Here is a 15,573-nt window from a genome sequence, read left to right as displayed (position 1 = left end):
CGGTGGCGGGGTGCGCATCGCCGTCTTCACCGGGTCCCAGGTCGGGCCGCCGTCTCACCAGCGGGCCGCCGCCACCTTCGCCACCGAGCTGGCCCGGGCCGGCGTCGGCATCGTGTACGGCGGGGGGAACGTGGGCCTGATGGGCGTCGTCGCCGACGCGGCGCTGGCCGCCGGCGGCGAGGTGGTCGGGGTGATCCCGCAGCACCTGGTCGACGACGAGGTCGCCCACCCCGGGCTGCCCCGGCTGGAGGTCGTGCAGACGATGCACGAGCGCAAGGCGGTGATGGCCGACCTGTCCGACGCCTTCGTCGCGCTGCCCGGAGCCGCCGGCACCCTCGAGGAGCTGTTCGAGGCCTGGACCTGGGGGATGCTCGGGCTGCACGCCAAGCCGACCGCGCTCCTGGACGTCGACGGGTTCTGGCAGCCGCTGCTGGACCAGCTGCGCCGGATGGTCGACGACGGCTACCTGGCCGCCAACCGGCTCGACGCGCTCGGGGTGGTGCACGACGCCGCGGAGCTGCTGGCCTTCGTCGCGGGCTACGAGCACCCGGCGCGCAAGTGGACCCCGCCGCCGGCCGCCTAGCCTGCTGGCCATGGAGCACGCGGACGTCGTCGTCGTCGGGGGCGGGCCGGCCGGTGCGGCGTGCGCGGCCGCCGTCCGCCGGGCCCGGCCGGACGCCGACGTGCTGGTGCTCGACCGAGCCGACTTCCCCCGGGACAAGGTCTGCGGGGACGGGATCGCGCCCGAGGCGCTGGACGTGCTGGCCGGGCTGGGGATCGACGTCCCGGCGCTGACCGCGGGCTTCCCGCCGGTCCCCCGGCTGCGCCTGCAGGGCCCGGACGGGACGACGGTCGAGCGGGCGATGCACCGGCCCTCGCTCGTCGTCCCGCGCGCGGTGCTGGACGGGCGGCTGCTCGCCCAGGTGCTGGCCACCGGCGTCCGGTTCCGCCGGCACACCGTCCGCCAGGTCACCGTGCACCTCACGCACGTCGAGGTCGACGGCGCCGTCCGGGCCGGGGTGCTGGTGGGCGCCGACGGCGCCGAGTCGGTGGTGCGCCGGGCGCTCGGGGTGGCCCCCAACCCGCCGGACCGGCTGGCCGTGGCGATCCGCGGCTACGCCCCCGTGCTCCCCGGCATGGACGGCGTCCAGGTGGTGACCACCACCGACCAGCGGTGGCCGGCCTACGCCTGGTCCTTCCCGCTCGGCGACGGGCGGGCCAACGTCGGCTACGGCGAGCTGGTCTCCGGGGGCGTGACCCGCACCGAGCTGGTCGCCGGGCTGTACCGGATGCTGCCGGGCGTGCAGCCCGAGGGGCTGCGGGCGCACCGGCTGCCGCTGTCGACCGGCCGGCCCCGGCTGCCCGGCGGCCGGGTGCTGCTGGCCGGGGACGCGCAGTCGCTGATCAACCCGCTGACCGGGGAGGGGATCTTCTACGCCGTCCTCTCCGGCGCCCTGGCGGGCACGGCGGCCGGCCACGGTCCGCGCGCCGGTGAGGTGCACCGGCGGCTGCTGCGCCGCCGGCTCGGTGGGCACCTCCGGGCCTCCGCGGTGACCTCCCAGCTGAGCCGGTGGCCGGTGCTGATGGACGCCGCCGTGCGGGCGGCGCAGGCCGACCAGCGGGTCTTCGACGACGTCGTCGCCCTCGGGCTGGCCGACGGGCGGCTCACCGCCCGGACCCTGGCGGCCACCGCACGCCGGCTGCGCTGACCCGCCCCGTCACAGCCCACCGATCGACGTGGCCACGGTCGCCAGCCCCGTGACCATGACCAGCCCCAGGGTCAGCAGCCGGAACGGGGCGAGGGGCAACCGGGAGCCGTAGGCCACGCCCAGCAGGTTGCCCAGCACCGCGCCCGGGAGCCAGCACGCCAGCAGCAGCCCCACCCGGTCCAGCGACAGCCCACCCGTCAGCCCGATCACGGCGAGGGCCATGGTGTTGCAGGCGAGCAGGTACACCGCCATGTCGGCGATGAACGCCCGCGGCGCCACGTTCCGGTGGGAGAGCAGGATCACCGGCGGGGGGCCGTTCATCGAGGTCGTGATGCCGAGGAACCCGCCCAGCACCCCGGCGACACCCGGCGCGAGGCGGGACGGCGCCCCCGGCTCACCGGGTGGGACGGCCGGCCGCCGGAGCAGGAGGAAGCCCGCGGCGACGACCGCCACGACCCCGGCCGTCACCTTGAGCGCGTCGGCGTCGACCCGGTCGAGCACGAGGTGGCCGAGCAGCAGTCCGGGGACGCAGCCCGCCACCAGGTACGTGGACCGTTGCCGGTCGACCGAGTGCCGGAGCCGGAGGACGGCTCCGATCCGGGTGACCACGCCGACCGTGAGGTTGATGACGACGACGTCGGCCAGCGGGATGCCGGCCAGCAGCAGGAGCGGCGCGCACACCAGGGAGTAGCCGAAGCCAGTCCCGCCGGCCAGGACGCTGGCGAGGAAGACGACGACGCCGCCGGCCACCAGCAGGATCCCCTCCACCGTCCCCCCTCCCCTGCGTCGGCCGCGCTACCGGCCGATCATGCACGTGGGCAGGGCGGACGCCTGGTGGGCAGGACCGGGACGCCGGCAGGACCGACCGGCCGGGCTCAGGAGCTGGTGGCCTCCGCGGTCCACCGGTCGTCGACCTCGGGCCAGGCGTACCACCGCAGCCGCCGGAACCCCGGGGCCCCCAGCACCTCGGCGCGCAGCGCGGCACGAGCGCGGAGGGCCGCCACCGCCTCGACCGAGTACCGCCGCCACATCCGCCGCGGCTCGCGGGCCAGCCGCACCAGCCAGTTCAGCTTCAGCGGGTAGGCCCAGGCCGGGTAGTAGCCCTCCTGCTGCACCTGGTCCAGGAAGCCCCCACAGGTGAGCGCCAGCCCCTGCGGCAGGTGCCGGGCGACGTCCAGCACGAACTGCTCCTGCAGCGGTGCGCCGAGCCCGGCCAGCACCACGGTCGGCCGGGTGCGGGCCAGCCAGACGTCCAGCTCGCCCGGGGTCGGGCGGCCGGCGTAGCCGTCCCGGACGGAGACGATCTCGCCGTCCGGCGGGAGCAGCGCGGCCACCGCGCGCCGCAGGCTCGCCACGTCCTCCGGCCGCCCGCCGACGACGGCGACCCGCGGCGCCCGGAGCCGACCGAGCAGCTCCGGGAGCACGAGGTCCGCGCTGGTCCTCGGCACCAGTCCGCCGCCCAGCAGGCTGCGCAGGAACAGACCGTCGACGCCGAGGTAGGTGAGGCGCCGCAGCAGCTCGGGGTCGGAGTGCAGCAGCTCCAGGGCGCTGTGGTGGTTGACCCAGGAGACGGTGGCCACCGACTGGCCGGTGTCGTGCAGCCGGGCGAGGTGGCCGGCCACCTCGGCGACGGCGTCGGCCTGGGGATCCGGAGCGGGCCGGGTGACCGGCTCGGCCCGGCGGAGGGCCCGTTCGGTGGTGAAGTCGACGACGGAGCCGAGCGGTGGGGTGTCCGGGGTGCGCACGTGCCGTCCTTGCCTCGTCGATCCTGTTGTGCACGGCCATTCGATCCCGTGGTGGAGCCCCGGTGCTCGTCCACGGGCAGGTGCGTCACCCGGGCGGGTGGGTGGGCGCGTGCCGGCCCACCCGCCCGGGTGACGAGGACCCGGTCGGGTCAGATCGGGCGCTTGGCCGGCCAGACGACCTCGTCGTCGGCGACCGCGCCGTCCAGCCGCTGGAAGTAGTCGCCACCCGCCGGCAGGACCCCCTGCTCGGCCAGGGACGTGGCGACGATGCGAGCCAGCTCGATCGCCCCCCGCGCCTGGAAGTGGGTGTCGTCCGCGCGGCCGTCCGGGTAGTTCGGGTACTCACCCGGCTCGACGTGGAGGAAGTAGTCCTTCGTCCCCTCCGCCCCCAGCTCGTTCCACAGGTCGGTGCTCATGGCGGTCAGGTCGACCACCGCGACGCCCTGCTCGGCGGCCAGCGCCCGCATCGCGGCCGGGTACTCACCGTGGGTGCTCTTGGCGACCCCGTCCTCGGTGAACCGGCGACGCTCCACCGAGGTCACCAGCACCGGGGTGGCCCCGGCGGCCCGGGCACCGTCGATGTAGCGCTGCAGGTACTCCTGGTACGTGCCGTACGGGTCGGTGTACCGGCTCGGGTCGTCGGCCTTCTGGTCGTTGTGCCCGAAGGAGATGAGCAGGAAGTCGCCCGGCTGGATCTCCGCCAGCGTCCGGTCGAACAGGCCGCTGTCGTAGTAGTCCTTGGAGCTGGCCCCGGACTTGGCGTAGTCGACCACCGTGGCGTTCTCGGTGGTGAACAGCCCCAGCGCCTGGCCCCAGCCGGTCCGCGGGCCCTCGTTGGCCTGGTAGACCGACGCGGTCGAGTCACCGATCACGAAGACGCTGAGCGGGCGGGTCTCCCCGTTGCCCTCGGTCACCGTCGCGCTCGCCGTCGCCGCCGCGGACTCGTTGCCCGTGACGTCGACCGCGGTGACCCGGTACCAACCGGTCGAGCCGACCGGGACGGTGTTGTCCAGGTAGGTCGAGGTGGCGATCGGGGCGCTGGTGAGCCGGGCGTAGCTGCCGGTCTCGGTCAGCGCGCGGTAGACCACGTACCCGGCGGCGTCGGGCTCGGCGTTGTCGGCCCAGTCCAGCGTCACCGCACCCGGCGCCACCGTGGCGGCGAGCCCGGCCGGCGCGGCCGGCGCGGTGGTGTCCGACGGCGGCGGCTCGACCTCACCGGTGGGGTTCCAGCCGTCCTTGCCGGCCAGGTAGTCCCACTTGGTGTACTGCTCGGCCTCGGCGGCGCTCAGCTGCGGACGGTTCTCGTTGACCCCGGCACCCGGGCCGGTGTTCTGGAACTCGGCGAACCGGGCCTCGGTCCAGGAGAACCCGCTCATGTCCGTCCACGGCGCGGACTTGATCGCCGCGGGCAGCTCGGTGTCGCGGATGACGACCTGGGCGATGGCGTTCACGTCACCGCTGGGGTGCCACGGGCGGCCCAGGTGGAAGGTGCCGGCCGGGGCGTCGCTCTGCACGGTGCTGTCGGTGATCAGGATCCCGTACGGGAGGCTGATGTCGATGCTGCCGGCCGTGATGTAGCCGTTGTTGGAGCTGCTGCCCCGGCTGGACGCGAAGATCGTGCTCCGGTCGAACACCGCGGTGCCCCGGCCGAAGATGAAGTCCACGTCGCCCTCGACGTAGCTGTCCACGAAGTACGACCGCGCCTGCACGCCGGTGCCGGGCGAGTCGACCATCAGCGTGTCCTGGTCGCCCAGGAACCGGACGTTGTCGAAGACCAGCCGGTCACCCTGGGTCTTCAGCGCCAGCGCCTGCTTCGCCGAGAGGTCGGACGACTCCTCGTCGAAGTCGTTGGCGAAGGTGAGGTCCCGGACCGTGATGTCGCTGCCCTTGATCAGCACCGTGGCGCTGCCGGAGGAGCCGTAGGTGCCGGAGCCGTCGGGCTTCTGCGTCCCGGCCGCGTGGTCCTCCACGATGACCACGTCGGCGGCGTCGCCGGTGGTCCCGATCAGCGTCACGTGGTCCCGCGGCATCGCGACGACGCCGCGGTACTCACCCGGGGTGACCGCGATGACGACCGGGTCGGCCGCGGTGCCCGCGCCGGCGGCGTCGACCGCCGCCTGCACGGTGGTGAAGTCACCGGAACCGTCCTGGGCGACCAGCAGGTCGTGGTCGGGCAGCGGTGCACCCGCGGTGGTCAGCGTGGCCGGCGCCGAGGCGCCCGACACGTTGCCGATGGCGTCCACCGCGGTCACCAGGTAGCTGTACTCGACGCCCGGGGAGACGGCGGTGTCGCGGTAGCCGGCCTCCGTGAGCAGCTCGGTGGTCAGCTGGTTGGCCGCGGTGGCCTCGACCGTGCTGCCGGTGGCCCGGTAGACGTGGTAGCCGGCCAGGTCGGCCTCGCCGTTCGCCGTCCAGGTCACGGTCACACCGGCGTCGTCCGCCGATGCGGTGAGCCCGGCCGGCGCCGCCGGGGCGGTGATGTCGCCGGCGGCCGGCTCCTCGGAGCCGATCGGGTTCCAGCTGTCGCTGCCGGCCAGGTAGTCCCACTTCGTGTACTCGGTGGCCTCGGCGGCGGTCAGCTGCGGCCGGTTGGCGTTCACCGTGGCGCCGGCACCGGTGTTCTCGTACTCGGCGACGCGGCCGTCGGTCCACAGGTTCGGGGACATGTCGGCCCACGGCTGGCTGGTCCGGATCGCGGCGGGCAGCTCGGTCTCGCGGATGGTGACCTGACCACGCGAGTTCGGCATCTCGACGCCGTTCTTCGTGTAGTCGTCGCTCCAGCCGCGCCACGGGCGGCCGAGCGAGAACGTCTCCGCCGGGGCGTCGCTGGTCACCGTGCTGTTGGTGATCAGGATCCCGTACCGGTTGTCGTCCGCGGTGCTCGCGGCGGTGAGGTAGCCGTTGTTGGAGCTGCTGCCCCGGCTCAGCGCGTGGATCGTGCTCCGGTCGAACACCGCGGTGCCCCGGCCGAAGACGAAGTCGACGTCGCCCTCGACGTAGCTGTCCACGAAGTAGGACCGGGCGACCCGGTTGGCGTCACCGGAGTTGACCAGCAGGGTGTCCTGGTTGCCCAGCAGGCGCACGTTGTCGAAGACCAGCCGGTCACCGGTGGTGTTCAGCGCGACCGCCTGCTTGTCGTTGAACGTCGCCGCCGCCTCGTCGAAGGCGTTCTCGATCGTCAGGTCGCTGACCGTGACGTCGTTGCCCTTGACCAGCACGCTCTGGCTGTTGCCGGTGCCGTACGCCGAGCCGGTCGCCGGGTTGATGGTGCCGGCGGCGTTGTCGTAGCTGAGCACGACGTCGGTGGCCGTCCCGGTGGTGCCGAGCAGCGAGACGTTGTTCTTGGTGATGCTGACCAGCTCGCGGTAGGTGCCCGGCTTGATCGCGATGACGACCGGGTCGCCGGCCGTGCCGGCGCCGGCGGCGTCGACGGCGGCCTGCACGGAGGTGAAGTCACCCGAGCCGTCCTGCGCGACCAGCAGGTCGTGCACCGGCAGCACCTCACCGGTCGGGGTGGCCGAGACGGTCGCCGAGGCGGCCGACGCGTTGCCCGCACCGTCGACGGCGGTGAGCACGTAGGCGTACCCGGTGCCGCTGACCACGGCGCGGTCGGTGTAGGAGGAGCCGGTGAGCAGCTCGGTGTTCACCTTGTTCTCCGCCGTCACCTCGACCGTGGTGCCTGCGGCCCGGTAGAGGTCGTAGCCGGCGAGGTCGCTGTCGGCGTTCGCCGTCCAGGTCAGCTCGACCTGGGCGTTCCCGGCGGTGGCCGTGAGGCCGGCCGGGGCTGCCGGGGCGGTGGTGTCGGCCGGCTCGGTGGGCAGCTGCTGCCCGACCGGGGCCCAGCCGTCGGTGCCGGCGAGGTAGGCGGCCTTGGTGTACTGCGCGGCCTGCTCGTCGGTCAGCTGCGGGCGGTTGGCGTTGACCGTCGCGCCCGGGCCGGTGTTCTGGTACTCGGAGAAGCGACCCGAGGTCCAGGGCGTGGTGGCGTTCCAGTCCTTCCACGGCTGTGCGGTGTTGATCGCCGAACCCAGCTCGGTGCCGCGGATCGTCACCTGGGCCTGCGAGGTGGCGCTGGCCGGGTAGGGGCGGCCCAGGTAGATCGAGCCGGCTGCCCCGTCGGTGACGATCTCGCTGTCGGTGACCAGGAAGCCGTAGGGGTGCGCGGAGCTGATCGACGAGTCGGTGATCGCCGCGTTGGGCTGGTCGAGCACGTGGATCGTGCTGTCCTCGAAGACGGCGACCGCGCGGCCCAGGACGATGTCCTGCCCGCCCTCGACGTAGGCGTTCGAGAAGAAGAGCCGGCTGTAGGTCGTGGTGTTCGACGTCTGCAGCTGCAGGGTCTGCTTGTTGCCGAGGAAGGCGACGTTGTCGAAGACGTCGCGGTCACCGGAGTTGACCTTCAGCGCGGTGGCCTGAGCGCCGGCGACGCCGGTGCCGTTGGTGTTCGCCACGGTCAGGTTCAGCAGTGACCACTCGTGGCCGGACAGCGAGACGGTCGGGTTCACCGCGTCGGCGGCGGTGAGCACGGTGTCGGCGGGGTCGGTGGTGGCACCCATGACCGTGACGCCGTACCGGTTGCCCGAGGTGACCAGGCCCTCGTAGGTGCCCGGCTGGACCAGGACCAGCTGCGGGTCGGCCCGGTGGTCGGCGTTGTTAGGCACCAGGTCGACGCCCGCCTGCACGGTCGTGGCGTCCGCGGAACCGTCGGCGGCGACGACCACGTCGGCGTCCACCGGGGTGGCGACGGCGGCAGCCGAGGGGGCCGAGGCGTTGCCCGCGGTGTCGGTCGCGGTGACCGTGTAGGAGTACCGGGTCCCGACCGTGGCGGTGGAGTCGGTGAAGGAGGTGCCCTCGACCAGCTCGGCGGTCAGCTCGACCGGCTCACCCCCGGCCTCGGCGCGCTGGACGTCGTACCCGGCGAGGTCGCCCTCGGCCACTGCCGCCCAGCTGACCGTCACCGAGCTGTCGCCCAGCACGGTGGTCACGTCGGCCGGTACGGCCGGCGCGGTGGTGTCGACCGGTGTGGGGTCGACCGGCGCGGCCTCGGCCGCCTGCCGCTCGCCCAGGCCGCGGGTCAGTGCGAGGTCGCCCGCGCCACCCCAGTACGTGCTGGCGCCGCCCTCGACGAACCACTCCCCGGTCTCGGGGCGGAACACCGCGACCTCGGCCGCACCGTCACCGTCGTAGTCAGCCGGCACCGCCACGTCACCGGGACCACCCCACCAGGAGGTCGCCCCACCCTCGACGAACCACTGCCCGGTCGCCGGGCGGAACACCGCGATGTCAGCGCTGCCGTCACCGTCGTAGTCCGCCGGCACGGCCACGTCCCCGGCCTCGCCCCACCACGAAGTGGCGCCACCCTCGACGAACCACTGCCCGGTCGCCGGGCGGAACACCGCGACCTCGGCCGCACCGTCACCGTCGTAGTCCGCCGGCACGGCCACGTCCCCGGCCTCGCCCCAGTACGTGCTGGCGCCGCCCTCGACGAACCACTGCCCGGTCGCCGGGCGGAACACCGCGATGTCAGCGCTGCCGTCACCGTCGTAGTCCGCCGGCACGGCCACGTCCCCGGCCTCGCCCCACCACGACGTGGCGCCACCCTCGACGAACCACTGCCCGGTCGCCGGGCGGAACACCGCGATGTCGGTGGCGCCGTCGCCGTCGTAGTCGGCGGAGACGTCGACGTCGCCCTCACCGCCCCACCAGGTGGCGTCCTGGCCCTCGATCAGGAACTGGCCCTCGGCAGGCCGGAAGACGCCGAGGTCGCTGGCGCCGTCCCCGTCGAAGTCGGCCACGGCGGTCGGACCGGTGGCGGCGGCGGCGCTGGGCACGCCGACGACGAGGCTGCCGAGCAGGGCGGCGGCCGCCAGGGTGGCGGCGCCGGCACGCGAGGCGAGTGCGGGCGGACGGGAAGCGCGAGACACAGACGAGCTCTTCTCTGCAGGGGCCGAGGAGACAGGCTCCGAGGACGACGACACGCCGAGCCGCACACCGGTGGGCGCTCGGACGTTCGGATCGGGACGCTACGTCGCCGGTTGTGCACCAGGCAACGCTGAGTCACACCATTCGGGCCCGTGCGGTCCGTTTCACCTGTTCGGGTGCACGGCACCTCGCAGCGGTGCTGGTGTTCGACTACCCAGCGTGAGGACGCTTCCGTTCAATGGAACGGCGGAGTCTGCGCTGCTGAGCGGTCAGGCCGCCGTGGGGCCCAGCCGCAACGAGCGGCGGTAGAGGCTCCACCAGACGACCCCGGAGACCAGCCCGGCCGCCACGTACCCGACCGCGACGCCGAGGACGCCCGCCACGGCGGCACCGGCCCAGGCCAGGACCAGCAGCGCGGGCGCGGACATCAGCTGCGCGGCCAGGCTCCGGCGCGAGTCGACCAGCCCGTGCAACCCGGTGGCCGCCCCCGACTGGACGCCGATGGCCACCAGCCAGAGCCCCAGCACGGCCACGACGCCCCGGACCTCCGGCCACTCCGGCCCGAGCACCGCGCTGACCACACCGGCGGGCAGCAACAACAGCACGCCGGTCCAGAGCACCGCCACGGCGGCCAGCGTCGCGCCGACCGTGACCGACCAGCGCAGGTGCCGGCCCGCACCCTGACCGCGCAGCTGCACGCTGCGCACGGTGGCGATCGTGTACGCCCCCTGGAACAGCACGTTCACCGGGCTGAGCGCGGTCAGCGCCAGCCGGAGCGCGCCCGCGAGGGCGAGGCCGAACTGCGCGGCGAGCCCGTAGACGAGCACCTGGTAGGCGCCGAAGCCGGTGAGCGACTCGAGGCAGTACCGCCGGATCAGCTGCTGGTTCTCCCGCAGGAACCGCCAGCCCAGGACGACGTCCGGGCGCACCCGGTCCAGCAGCACCGCCAGCGGCAGCGACGCCGCCCCGGCGACCCCCCACGCCAGGAGCAGCGAGGGGGCGCTCACCCGGTCGGCGACCAGCGGGACGGCGAACGCGGGCACCAGCAGCACCACCCAGACGCCGTCCAGCGCCGACGCCGCCCCGGCCCGCCCGGCACCCAGGAGGCAGTACCGCCAGGCGTCCTGCACCAGCAGGCCGGGCAGGGTCAGCGCGAGCACCACCAGCGCCGGCCCGACGCGGCCGCCGATCACCAGCCCGACCGCCGCGACCAGCACCGCGGCCAGACACCCCCCTGCCGCGGCCAGCCCGGTCACCGCCCGGGTCAGCACCGGCCAGTCGCCGGCCGGGGCCCCGGCATGACGCACCAGCAGCGTCTCCCCGCAGGCCGCGCGCACCAGCCCCAGCATGATCAGGTAGGTGGCCACGGCGACGGCGAACGCGCCCAGCTCGGTGGGGGCCAGCTCCCGGGCGGCCACCAGGGACAGGGCGAAGTTGGTGACGCTGGACAGCCCCTGGTCGAGCAGGGTGAACACCCGCTGACGTCCGGGGCGCACCTCCTCGCCCGAGAGGGCCTGCTCAGCCGACACGTGCACCGGCCGCCGCGCCCACCGGAGCCGGACGGTCGGCGGCACCGACCGGGTGCTCCGGCGGTCCGGCGTCGTCCGGCTGCCCGAGCAGCCCCAGCGCGAGCACCAGGGCGAGCGGGACGAAGTGCCCCACGTCGACGTCCTCGGCCACCGACCAGACCGCGGTGAAGACGACCAGCGCCAGCGCCGCCGCCTCCCCGCGCCGCCAGGCCACCCAGCCGGCCACGACCAGCGCGGCCAGGAAGAGCAGCAGGGCGACCGCGCCGCCGCGGTACAGCAGCCCCAGGTAGCTGCTGTGGCTGCCCAGGCTGGCCACCAGCCCGGGCACCCGCTCCTTGACCCCGGAGCCGAGCAGCGGGGTGGGCGAGGCGAGCACCCGGTCCAGCGTGATCCAGTAGATCTCCCCGCGCGTCTCGGCCGATCCGGCCCGGGTGCCGTTCAGCGACGCGATCAGCGCGGGGACCGGCAGGACCGCCAGGACCGCGACGCCGCCGGCGACCGACAGCGACACCAGGGCGGCGAAGCCGGGGGCGCCCAGCCGGCGCCGCAGCAGCACCGCCCCGGCCGCGACCAGGGCGACGAGCAGGGCGAGCACGGTGTTGCGCGAGTACGACAGCACCAGCGACGGCAGCAGGACGACGACGCCCGCGCCGGTGAGCGCCCAGCCCCGCACCCCGGGTCGCCGCCGGCCGAACGGGTCCACCAGCAGCAGCAGGATCCCGAGCGCGGCGAGCGCACCGCCCCAGGTCGGGTTGCCGAGGATCCCGCCGCTGCGGACGACGGGCATCGCGAAGTAGTCGGGGAAGGCCAGGTGGGTGACCGCGAAGGCGGTGATGCTGGGATCGGCCAGCACCGAGTCGGGCAGCAGCCGCCCCAGCGGCAGCACGAGGTCCTGCGCCTGCGGGTACAGCAGCAGGGCGAGCAGGGTCAGCGCGGCCTGGACCAGGGCCAGCCCCACCAGGCCCGCAGCGGCCTCGGCGAGCTGCCGCCGGGACGGCCGGGCGGCCACCAGCAGCACCAGGCAGACCCAGACGAGGAGGTTGAGCGCGGCGCCCAGCACCCGTCCGGCCGGAGGGGCCTGGACGAGCGCGAGCAGCAGGCTCAGCCCGAGGAAGCCCGCCACCCCGGTCAGCAGCAGCGGCGGCCGGTGCTCGGCGCGGGCGCGCAGCACCAGCCGGACCAGCAGCCACGGCCACCACAGGAAGCCCGCACCGGCCAGCCAGAGGGCGGCGTAGCCCAGCACGAACCGGCGGGACAACGCCGGGGAGGTCACCGGCGGGTCTCCGCCCAGACCAGCGGGCTGACCCAGCGCAGCGGCGTCCACCGGCGCAGTGCGAGCCCGGCCCGCTGCGCGCGACCGCTCGCCGTCCAGCCGTGCTTGCGGTGCAGCCGGGTGTGGCTGGCCTCGTACCAGGCGTCGGTGGTCGGGCTGCGGGTCCAGCGCTCGGCGTGCACCACCGGGGACCCGGGGGTCACCAGGCACAGCTGCCAGCCCGCCGCGACCGCCCGCACCGACCAGTCGATGTCCTCGGCGTACAGCCGGAAGCGGCGGTCCAGCGGACCCACCGACGTCCAGGCCGCGCGGCGCACCGCCACGCACGTCCACGGCAGGTACTCGCCGTCCGGCAACAGCCGGAGCGGCGCGCTGGTGGCCCCGGCGTTGCGCGCCCGCCAGGTGGCCGAGCGGCGCAGCAGCAGCCGCTGCCACTCCAGCAGCCGCCCCTGACGCAGGCCGGCGGCCCGCAGGAACTCCAGCACCGGGCGGGGCAGCCGGCCGGAGCTGAACACCGGCTCACCGTCGTGCCCGGTGAGCAGCGGCCCGGCGGCGGCCACCTCCGGGTGCTGGTCGAGCGCGGCCACCAGCGAGTCGACGGCGTCCAGCTCGAGCTCCAGGTCGAAGTTGACGCTCAGCAGGACGTCGACCGGCGCGGCCGCCAGCAGCGCGTCGACCCCCCGGTCCACGTTCACCGCGAAGCCCGCCGGCTCGTCGTTGACCAGCGTGACCGCGGCCGGGGGGAGGCGGACGTACCGGCCGGGACCGGGGTCGTTCACGACCAGGACGAGCGGCATCGCCCGGGCGAGCCGGAACAGCCACCCCGGCACCTCCGGGTCGCCGTGCAGCACGCAGACGGCACCGACCGAGCCGGCCGGCGCAGCTGTGCTCCCCGTGCCCGTCACCGACGCCTCCGTGCCCACGAACGTGCGCCTTCCACGACTTCCTGCAAGCGGCTCGTTACGCTACGTCGGCTCGGCGCCACCGAGGGCACGGTACAGGTGCGGACGTCGCCACCCGGACACCGTCGATGTGATGAGGCACCCCCATGACCTTCCGCGAGATCTCCCGCGCGCTCCGCCGCGGTGCGCTGCCCATCGCGCTGTGCATCGTGCTCGGCATGACCCTGGCCCTGGCCGGGTCGCTGCTCCGCACCCCGGTGTACGTCGCCGAGGCGCAGCTGTTCCTCGGCGCGTCGGAGGAGGCCGACGAGGGCGTGGTGACCCGGCAGGACACCGCCTACCTGCAGCAGCGGATGCAGTCCTACGCGGCCGTGCTGGGCAGCCCGCTGCTCGGCGAGCGGGTCTCCGAGGGCCTCGACCTGGACCTGACCGGCGCCGAGGTGGCCGGGGAGATGACGGTCGAGGTGCCGGCGGAGACGGTGCTGCTCACCGTGCGCGTGCAGGACCCCGTGCCCGAGCGCGCCCAGGAGATCGCCAACGCCGCCGGAGGCGCGTTCTCCGACCTGCTGGCGGAGCTGGAGGACGCGCCGGGCTCCACCGTCGACACCGTGCAGGTCAGCACCATCCGGCCGGCGGCGCTGCCGACCACCCCGACCGCGCCCACCACGGGGGTCCTGCTCGCCGTCGGCGCGCTGCTCGGGCTGGCCGTCGGCGTCGCGGTCGCGTTCGTGCGCGAGTCGATGGACGACACCGTCCGGGACGTCGACGAGCTCGCCGCCGCCGGCGTCCCGGCCCTCGCGGTCGTCCCGCGGCGCGACCGTCGGCGTCGGGGTGAGGGGCTGGGCGCGGAACGTGGCGAGGCGCTGCGCCGGATCCGTGCCCACCTCGGGGACCGCCCCGGGCGCCGCACCGCGGCACCGCGCACCGTCACCGTGCTCGGCCCGACGGCGCGAGCCGACGGCGCCGCGCTGGGCTGGGACCTGGCCGGGGTGTTCGCCGCCGCGCGGTTGCGCACGGTGCTCGTCGAGGCCGACCTGTGGGCCCCCCGGGCCGCCGGGCTGCTGGGCCTGCCGGAGCAGACCCCCGGCCTGGCCGAGGTGCTGGCCGGTCGCCTCGCCGTCGCCGAGGCGCTGCGCCCGGGCCCGAACGGCCTGCGGGTGCTGCCGGCCGGGCGGGCGCCGGACGCGGGGGGCGAGGACCTCCTCGACGGCCCCCGGATGGCCGAGGTCCTGGCCGAGGTCTCCGGCGACGCAGACGTCACCATCGTCGTGCCCCCGCCGCTGGACCAGCGCTCGGGAGCCGCGTCGCTGACCACGCTGAGCGACGGGGTTGTCCTGGCCGTCCGGGCCGGCGGGACGACACGACGCGAGCTGCACGACGTCACCTCCCTCCTGCACACGCTCGGTGCGCCGCTGGTCGGCGCCGTCCTGGAGTCCTCCGACCGGGCGGTCCCCCGCCGGGTCAGCTGACCGCGGCCACCTCGACCCGGCCGCGGCCGGCGCGCTTGGCCGCGTACAGGGCGGCGTCGGCGGCCGCATAGAGCTCCTCCAGCCCGATGGCGTGCGTGGGGGCGTGGGCCACGCCCAGGCTCACCGAGATCGCCAGCAGGGTCCCGTCGGGCAGCACCAGGGGCGCGGCCCGGACGGCGTCGAGCACCTCGGCGGCCCGGCCGGCGGCCACGTCCGCCGGGCAGTCGGGCAGCAGGACGGCGAGCTCGTCACCGCCGGTCCGGCTGAGCACGGCGTCCCCGGCGCGGACCACCGAGCGCAGCACCGCGGCGATGTGCACCAGGGCGTCGTCCCCGACCGGGTGGCCGTGCTCGTCGTTGATCGCCTTGAACGAGTCGACGTCCACCAGGACCAGCGAGGTGCCCCGCGGTGCGACCGGGGCGGCCAGCGCCGTGCTCAGCGCCGCGTTCAGCACCCGCCGGTTGGCCAGCCCGGTGAGCGAGTCGGTGGCGGCCTGCTGCTGGAGCTGGGCCACCAGCCGGTCCTGGGTCTCCCCGGCGCGCACGAGCATCGTCGCCATGACCACCAGCACGGCGCCGAAGAAGCTGAGGTCGCTGACCGCGTGGCCGGCCGGCTGGAGGTGGAACAGCACCACGGCGTCCCCGGCCAGCGCGGTTGCGGTCACCAGGGCCACCGCGGTGCGGCGGAGCTGGACGCCGGCCCAGAGCACCGGGAAGGCGAGGAACGCCTGGCCCCCGGCGGAGGGGTCGCGGGTGACCCAGTTCATCCCGCAGCACAGCACGACGCCGAGGAGGGCGATGAGCACGTAGCCGCCGCGGGCGTCGACCCGGGCCGGGTCGGTGCGCCGGAAGGCCAGGGCCAGGACGGCGAGCAGCGCTGCGCACACCCAGGAGGCGGCCACACCCCGCGCCGTCACCGCGTTGGGCCCGAACAGCGAGAAGACCAGCAACGTCACCGCACAGACCAACAGCACCGGGACGGCGGTCCGCGCCGCCGCCCGAGGGGCTCGCGCCCTCATCCGCTC

Annotated in this window: 10 protein-coding genes; 3 read left to right on the top strand and 7 right to left on the bottom strand. The window is 75.0% G+C overall.

Features of this window, described 5'->3' with window-relative positions:
- Positions 1–10 precede the first annotated feature (10 nt).
- The gene (locus tag O2W20_RS11580) at positions 11–583 is read left to right on the top strand and encodes a TIGR00730 family Rossman fold protein (RefSeq protein ID WP_269172472.1); all 573 of its coding nucleotides are present in this window, start codon (positions 11–13) and stop codon (positions 581–583) included.
- 10 nt (positions 584–593) lie between these two features.
- Positions 594–1,709, top strand: coding sequence for an NAD(P)/FAD-dependent oxidoreductase (locus O2W20_RS11575; RefSeq protein ID WP_269172473.1), 1,116 nt, complete (start codon positions 594–596; stop codon positions 1,707–1,709).
- A gap of 9 nt (positions 1,710–1,718) precedes the next feature.
- Here O2W20_RS11575 and O2W20_RS11570 read toward each other — a convergent pair whose 3' ends face one another.
- From O2W20_RS11570 to O2W20_RS11545, 6 genes are all read right to left on the bottom strand, one after another.
- Entirely contained in the window at positions 1,719–2,477 is a 759-nt protein-coding gene (locus tag O2W20_RS11570) for a sulfite exporter TauE/SafE family protein (RefSeq protein ID WP_269172474.1), read from the bottom strand.
- Between the two features lie 107 nt (positions 2,478–2,584).
- Positions 2,585–3,454, bottom strand: coding sequence for a WecB/TagA/CpsF family glycosyltransferase (locus O2W20_RS11565; RefSeq protein ID WP_269172475.1), 870 nt, complete (start codon positions 3,452–3,454; stop codon positions 2,585–2,587).
- A gap of 149 nt (positions 3,455–3,603) precedes the next feature.
- Positions 3,604–9,378 carry a pectinesterase family protein gene (locus O2W20_RS11560; protein ID WP_269172476.1) on the bottom strand — a complete coding sequence of 1,925 codons (5,775 nt, stop codon included), beginning with the start codon at positions 9,376–9,378 and terminating at the stop codon, positions 3,604–3,606.
- A 267-nt stretch (positions 9,379–9,645) separates the two neighbouring features.
- Positions 9,646–10,905, bottom strand: coding sequence for a hypothetical protein (locus O2W20_RS11555; RefSeq protein ID WP_269172477.1), 1,260 nt, complete (start codon positions 10,903–10,905; stop codon positions 9,646–9,648).
- A complete protein-coding gene (locus O2W20_RS11550; RefSeq protein ID WP_269172478.1) occupies positions 10,895–12,178 on the bottom strand; it encodes an O-antigen ligase family protein in 1,284 nt (427 codons plus the stop codon). Before O2W20_RS11550 ends, O2W20_RS11555 begins: the two co-directional genes overlap by 11 nt.
- Positions 12,175–13,083 (bottom strand): glycosyltransferase family 2 protein, encoded by a 909-nt coding sequence (locus O2W20_RS11545; protein WP_269172479.1) that lies wholly within the window; start codon positions 13,081–13,083, stop codon positions 12,175–12,177. Before O2W20_RS11545 ends, O2W20_RS11550 begins: the two co-directional genes overlap by 4 nt.
- Before the next feature lie 143 nt (positions 13,084–13,226).
- On the opposite strand from O2W20_RS11545, the gene O2W20_RS11540 reads away from it, so the two are divergent.
- Complete coding sequence (locus tag O2W20_RS11540; RefSeq protein ID WP_269172480.1) at positions 13,227–14,549, top strand: Wzz/FepE/Etk N-terminal domain-containing protein; 1,323 nt, start codon at positions 13,227–13,229, stop codon at positions 14,547–14,549.
- On the opposite strand, the gene O2W20_RS11535 is transcribed toward O2W20_RS11540, so the two are convergent.
- On the bottom strand, positions 14,542–15,567 hold the full coding sequence (locus O2W20_RS11535) for a GGDEF domain-containing protein (protein WP_269172481.1): 1,026 nt from the start codon (positions 15,565–15,567) through the stop codon (positions 14,542–14,544). The genes O2W20_RS11540 and O2W20_RS11535 overlap by 8 nt on opposite strands.
- Positions 15,568–15,573 lie beyond the last annotated feature (6 nt).

The sequence above is a fragment of the Modestobacter sp. VKM Ac-2982 genome (assembly GCF_026967935.1).
Classification (GTDB): Bacteria; Actinomycetota; Actinomycetes; order Mycobacteriales; family Geodermatophilaceae; genus Modestobacter.
Note: the sequence above shows the minus strand (reverse complement) of the source record. Positions and strands in the feature narration are given on the sequence as shown.

Excerpts from the sequence above, each read along its gene's own strand:
- O2W20_RS11575 (WP_269172473.1), top strand. The coding sequence starts at position 594 with ATGGAGCACGCGGACGTCGTCGTCGTCGGGGGCGGGCCGGCCGGTGCG.
- O2W20_RS11540 (WP_269172480.1), top strand. The coding sequence starts at position 13,227 with ATGACCTTCCGCGAGATCTCCCGCGCGCTCCGCCGCGGTGCGCTGCCC.
- O2W20_RS11535 (WP_269172481.1), bottom strand. The coding sequence starts at position 15,567 with ATGAGGGCGCGAGCCCCTCGGGCGGCGGCGCGGACCGCCGTCCCGGTG.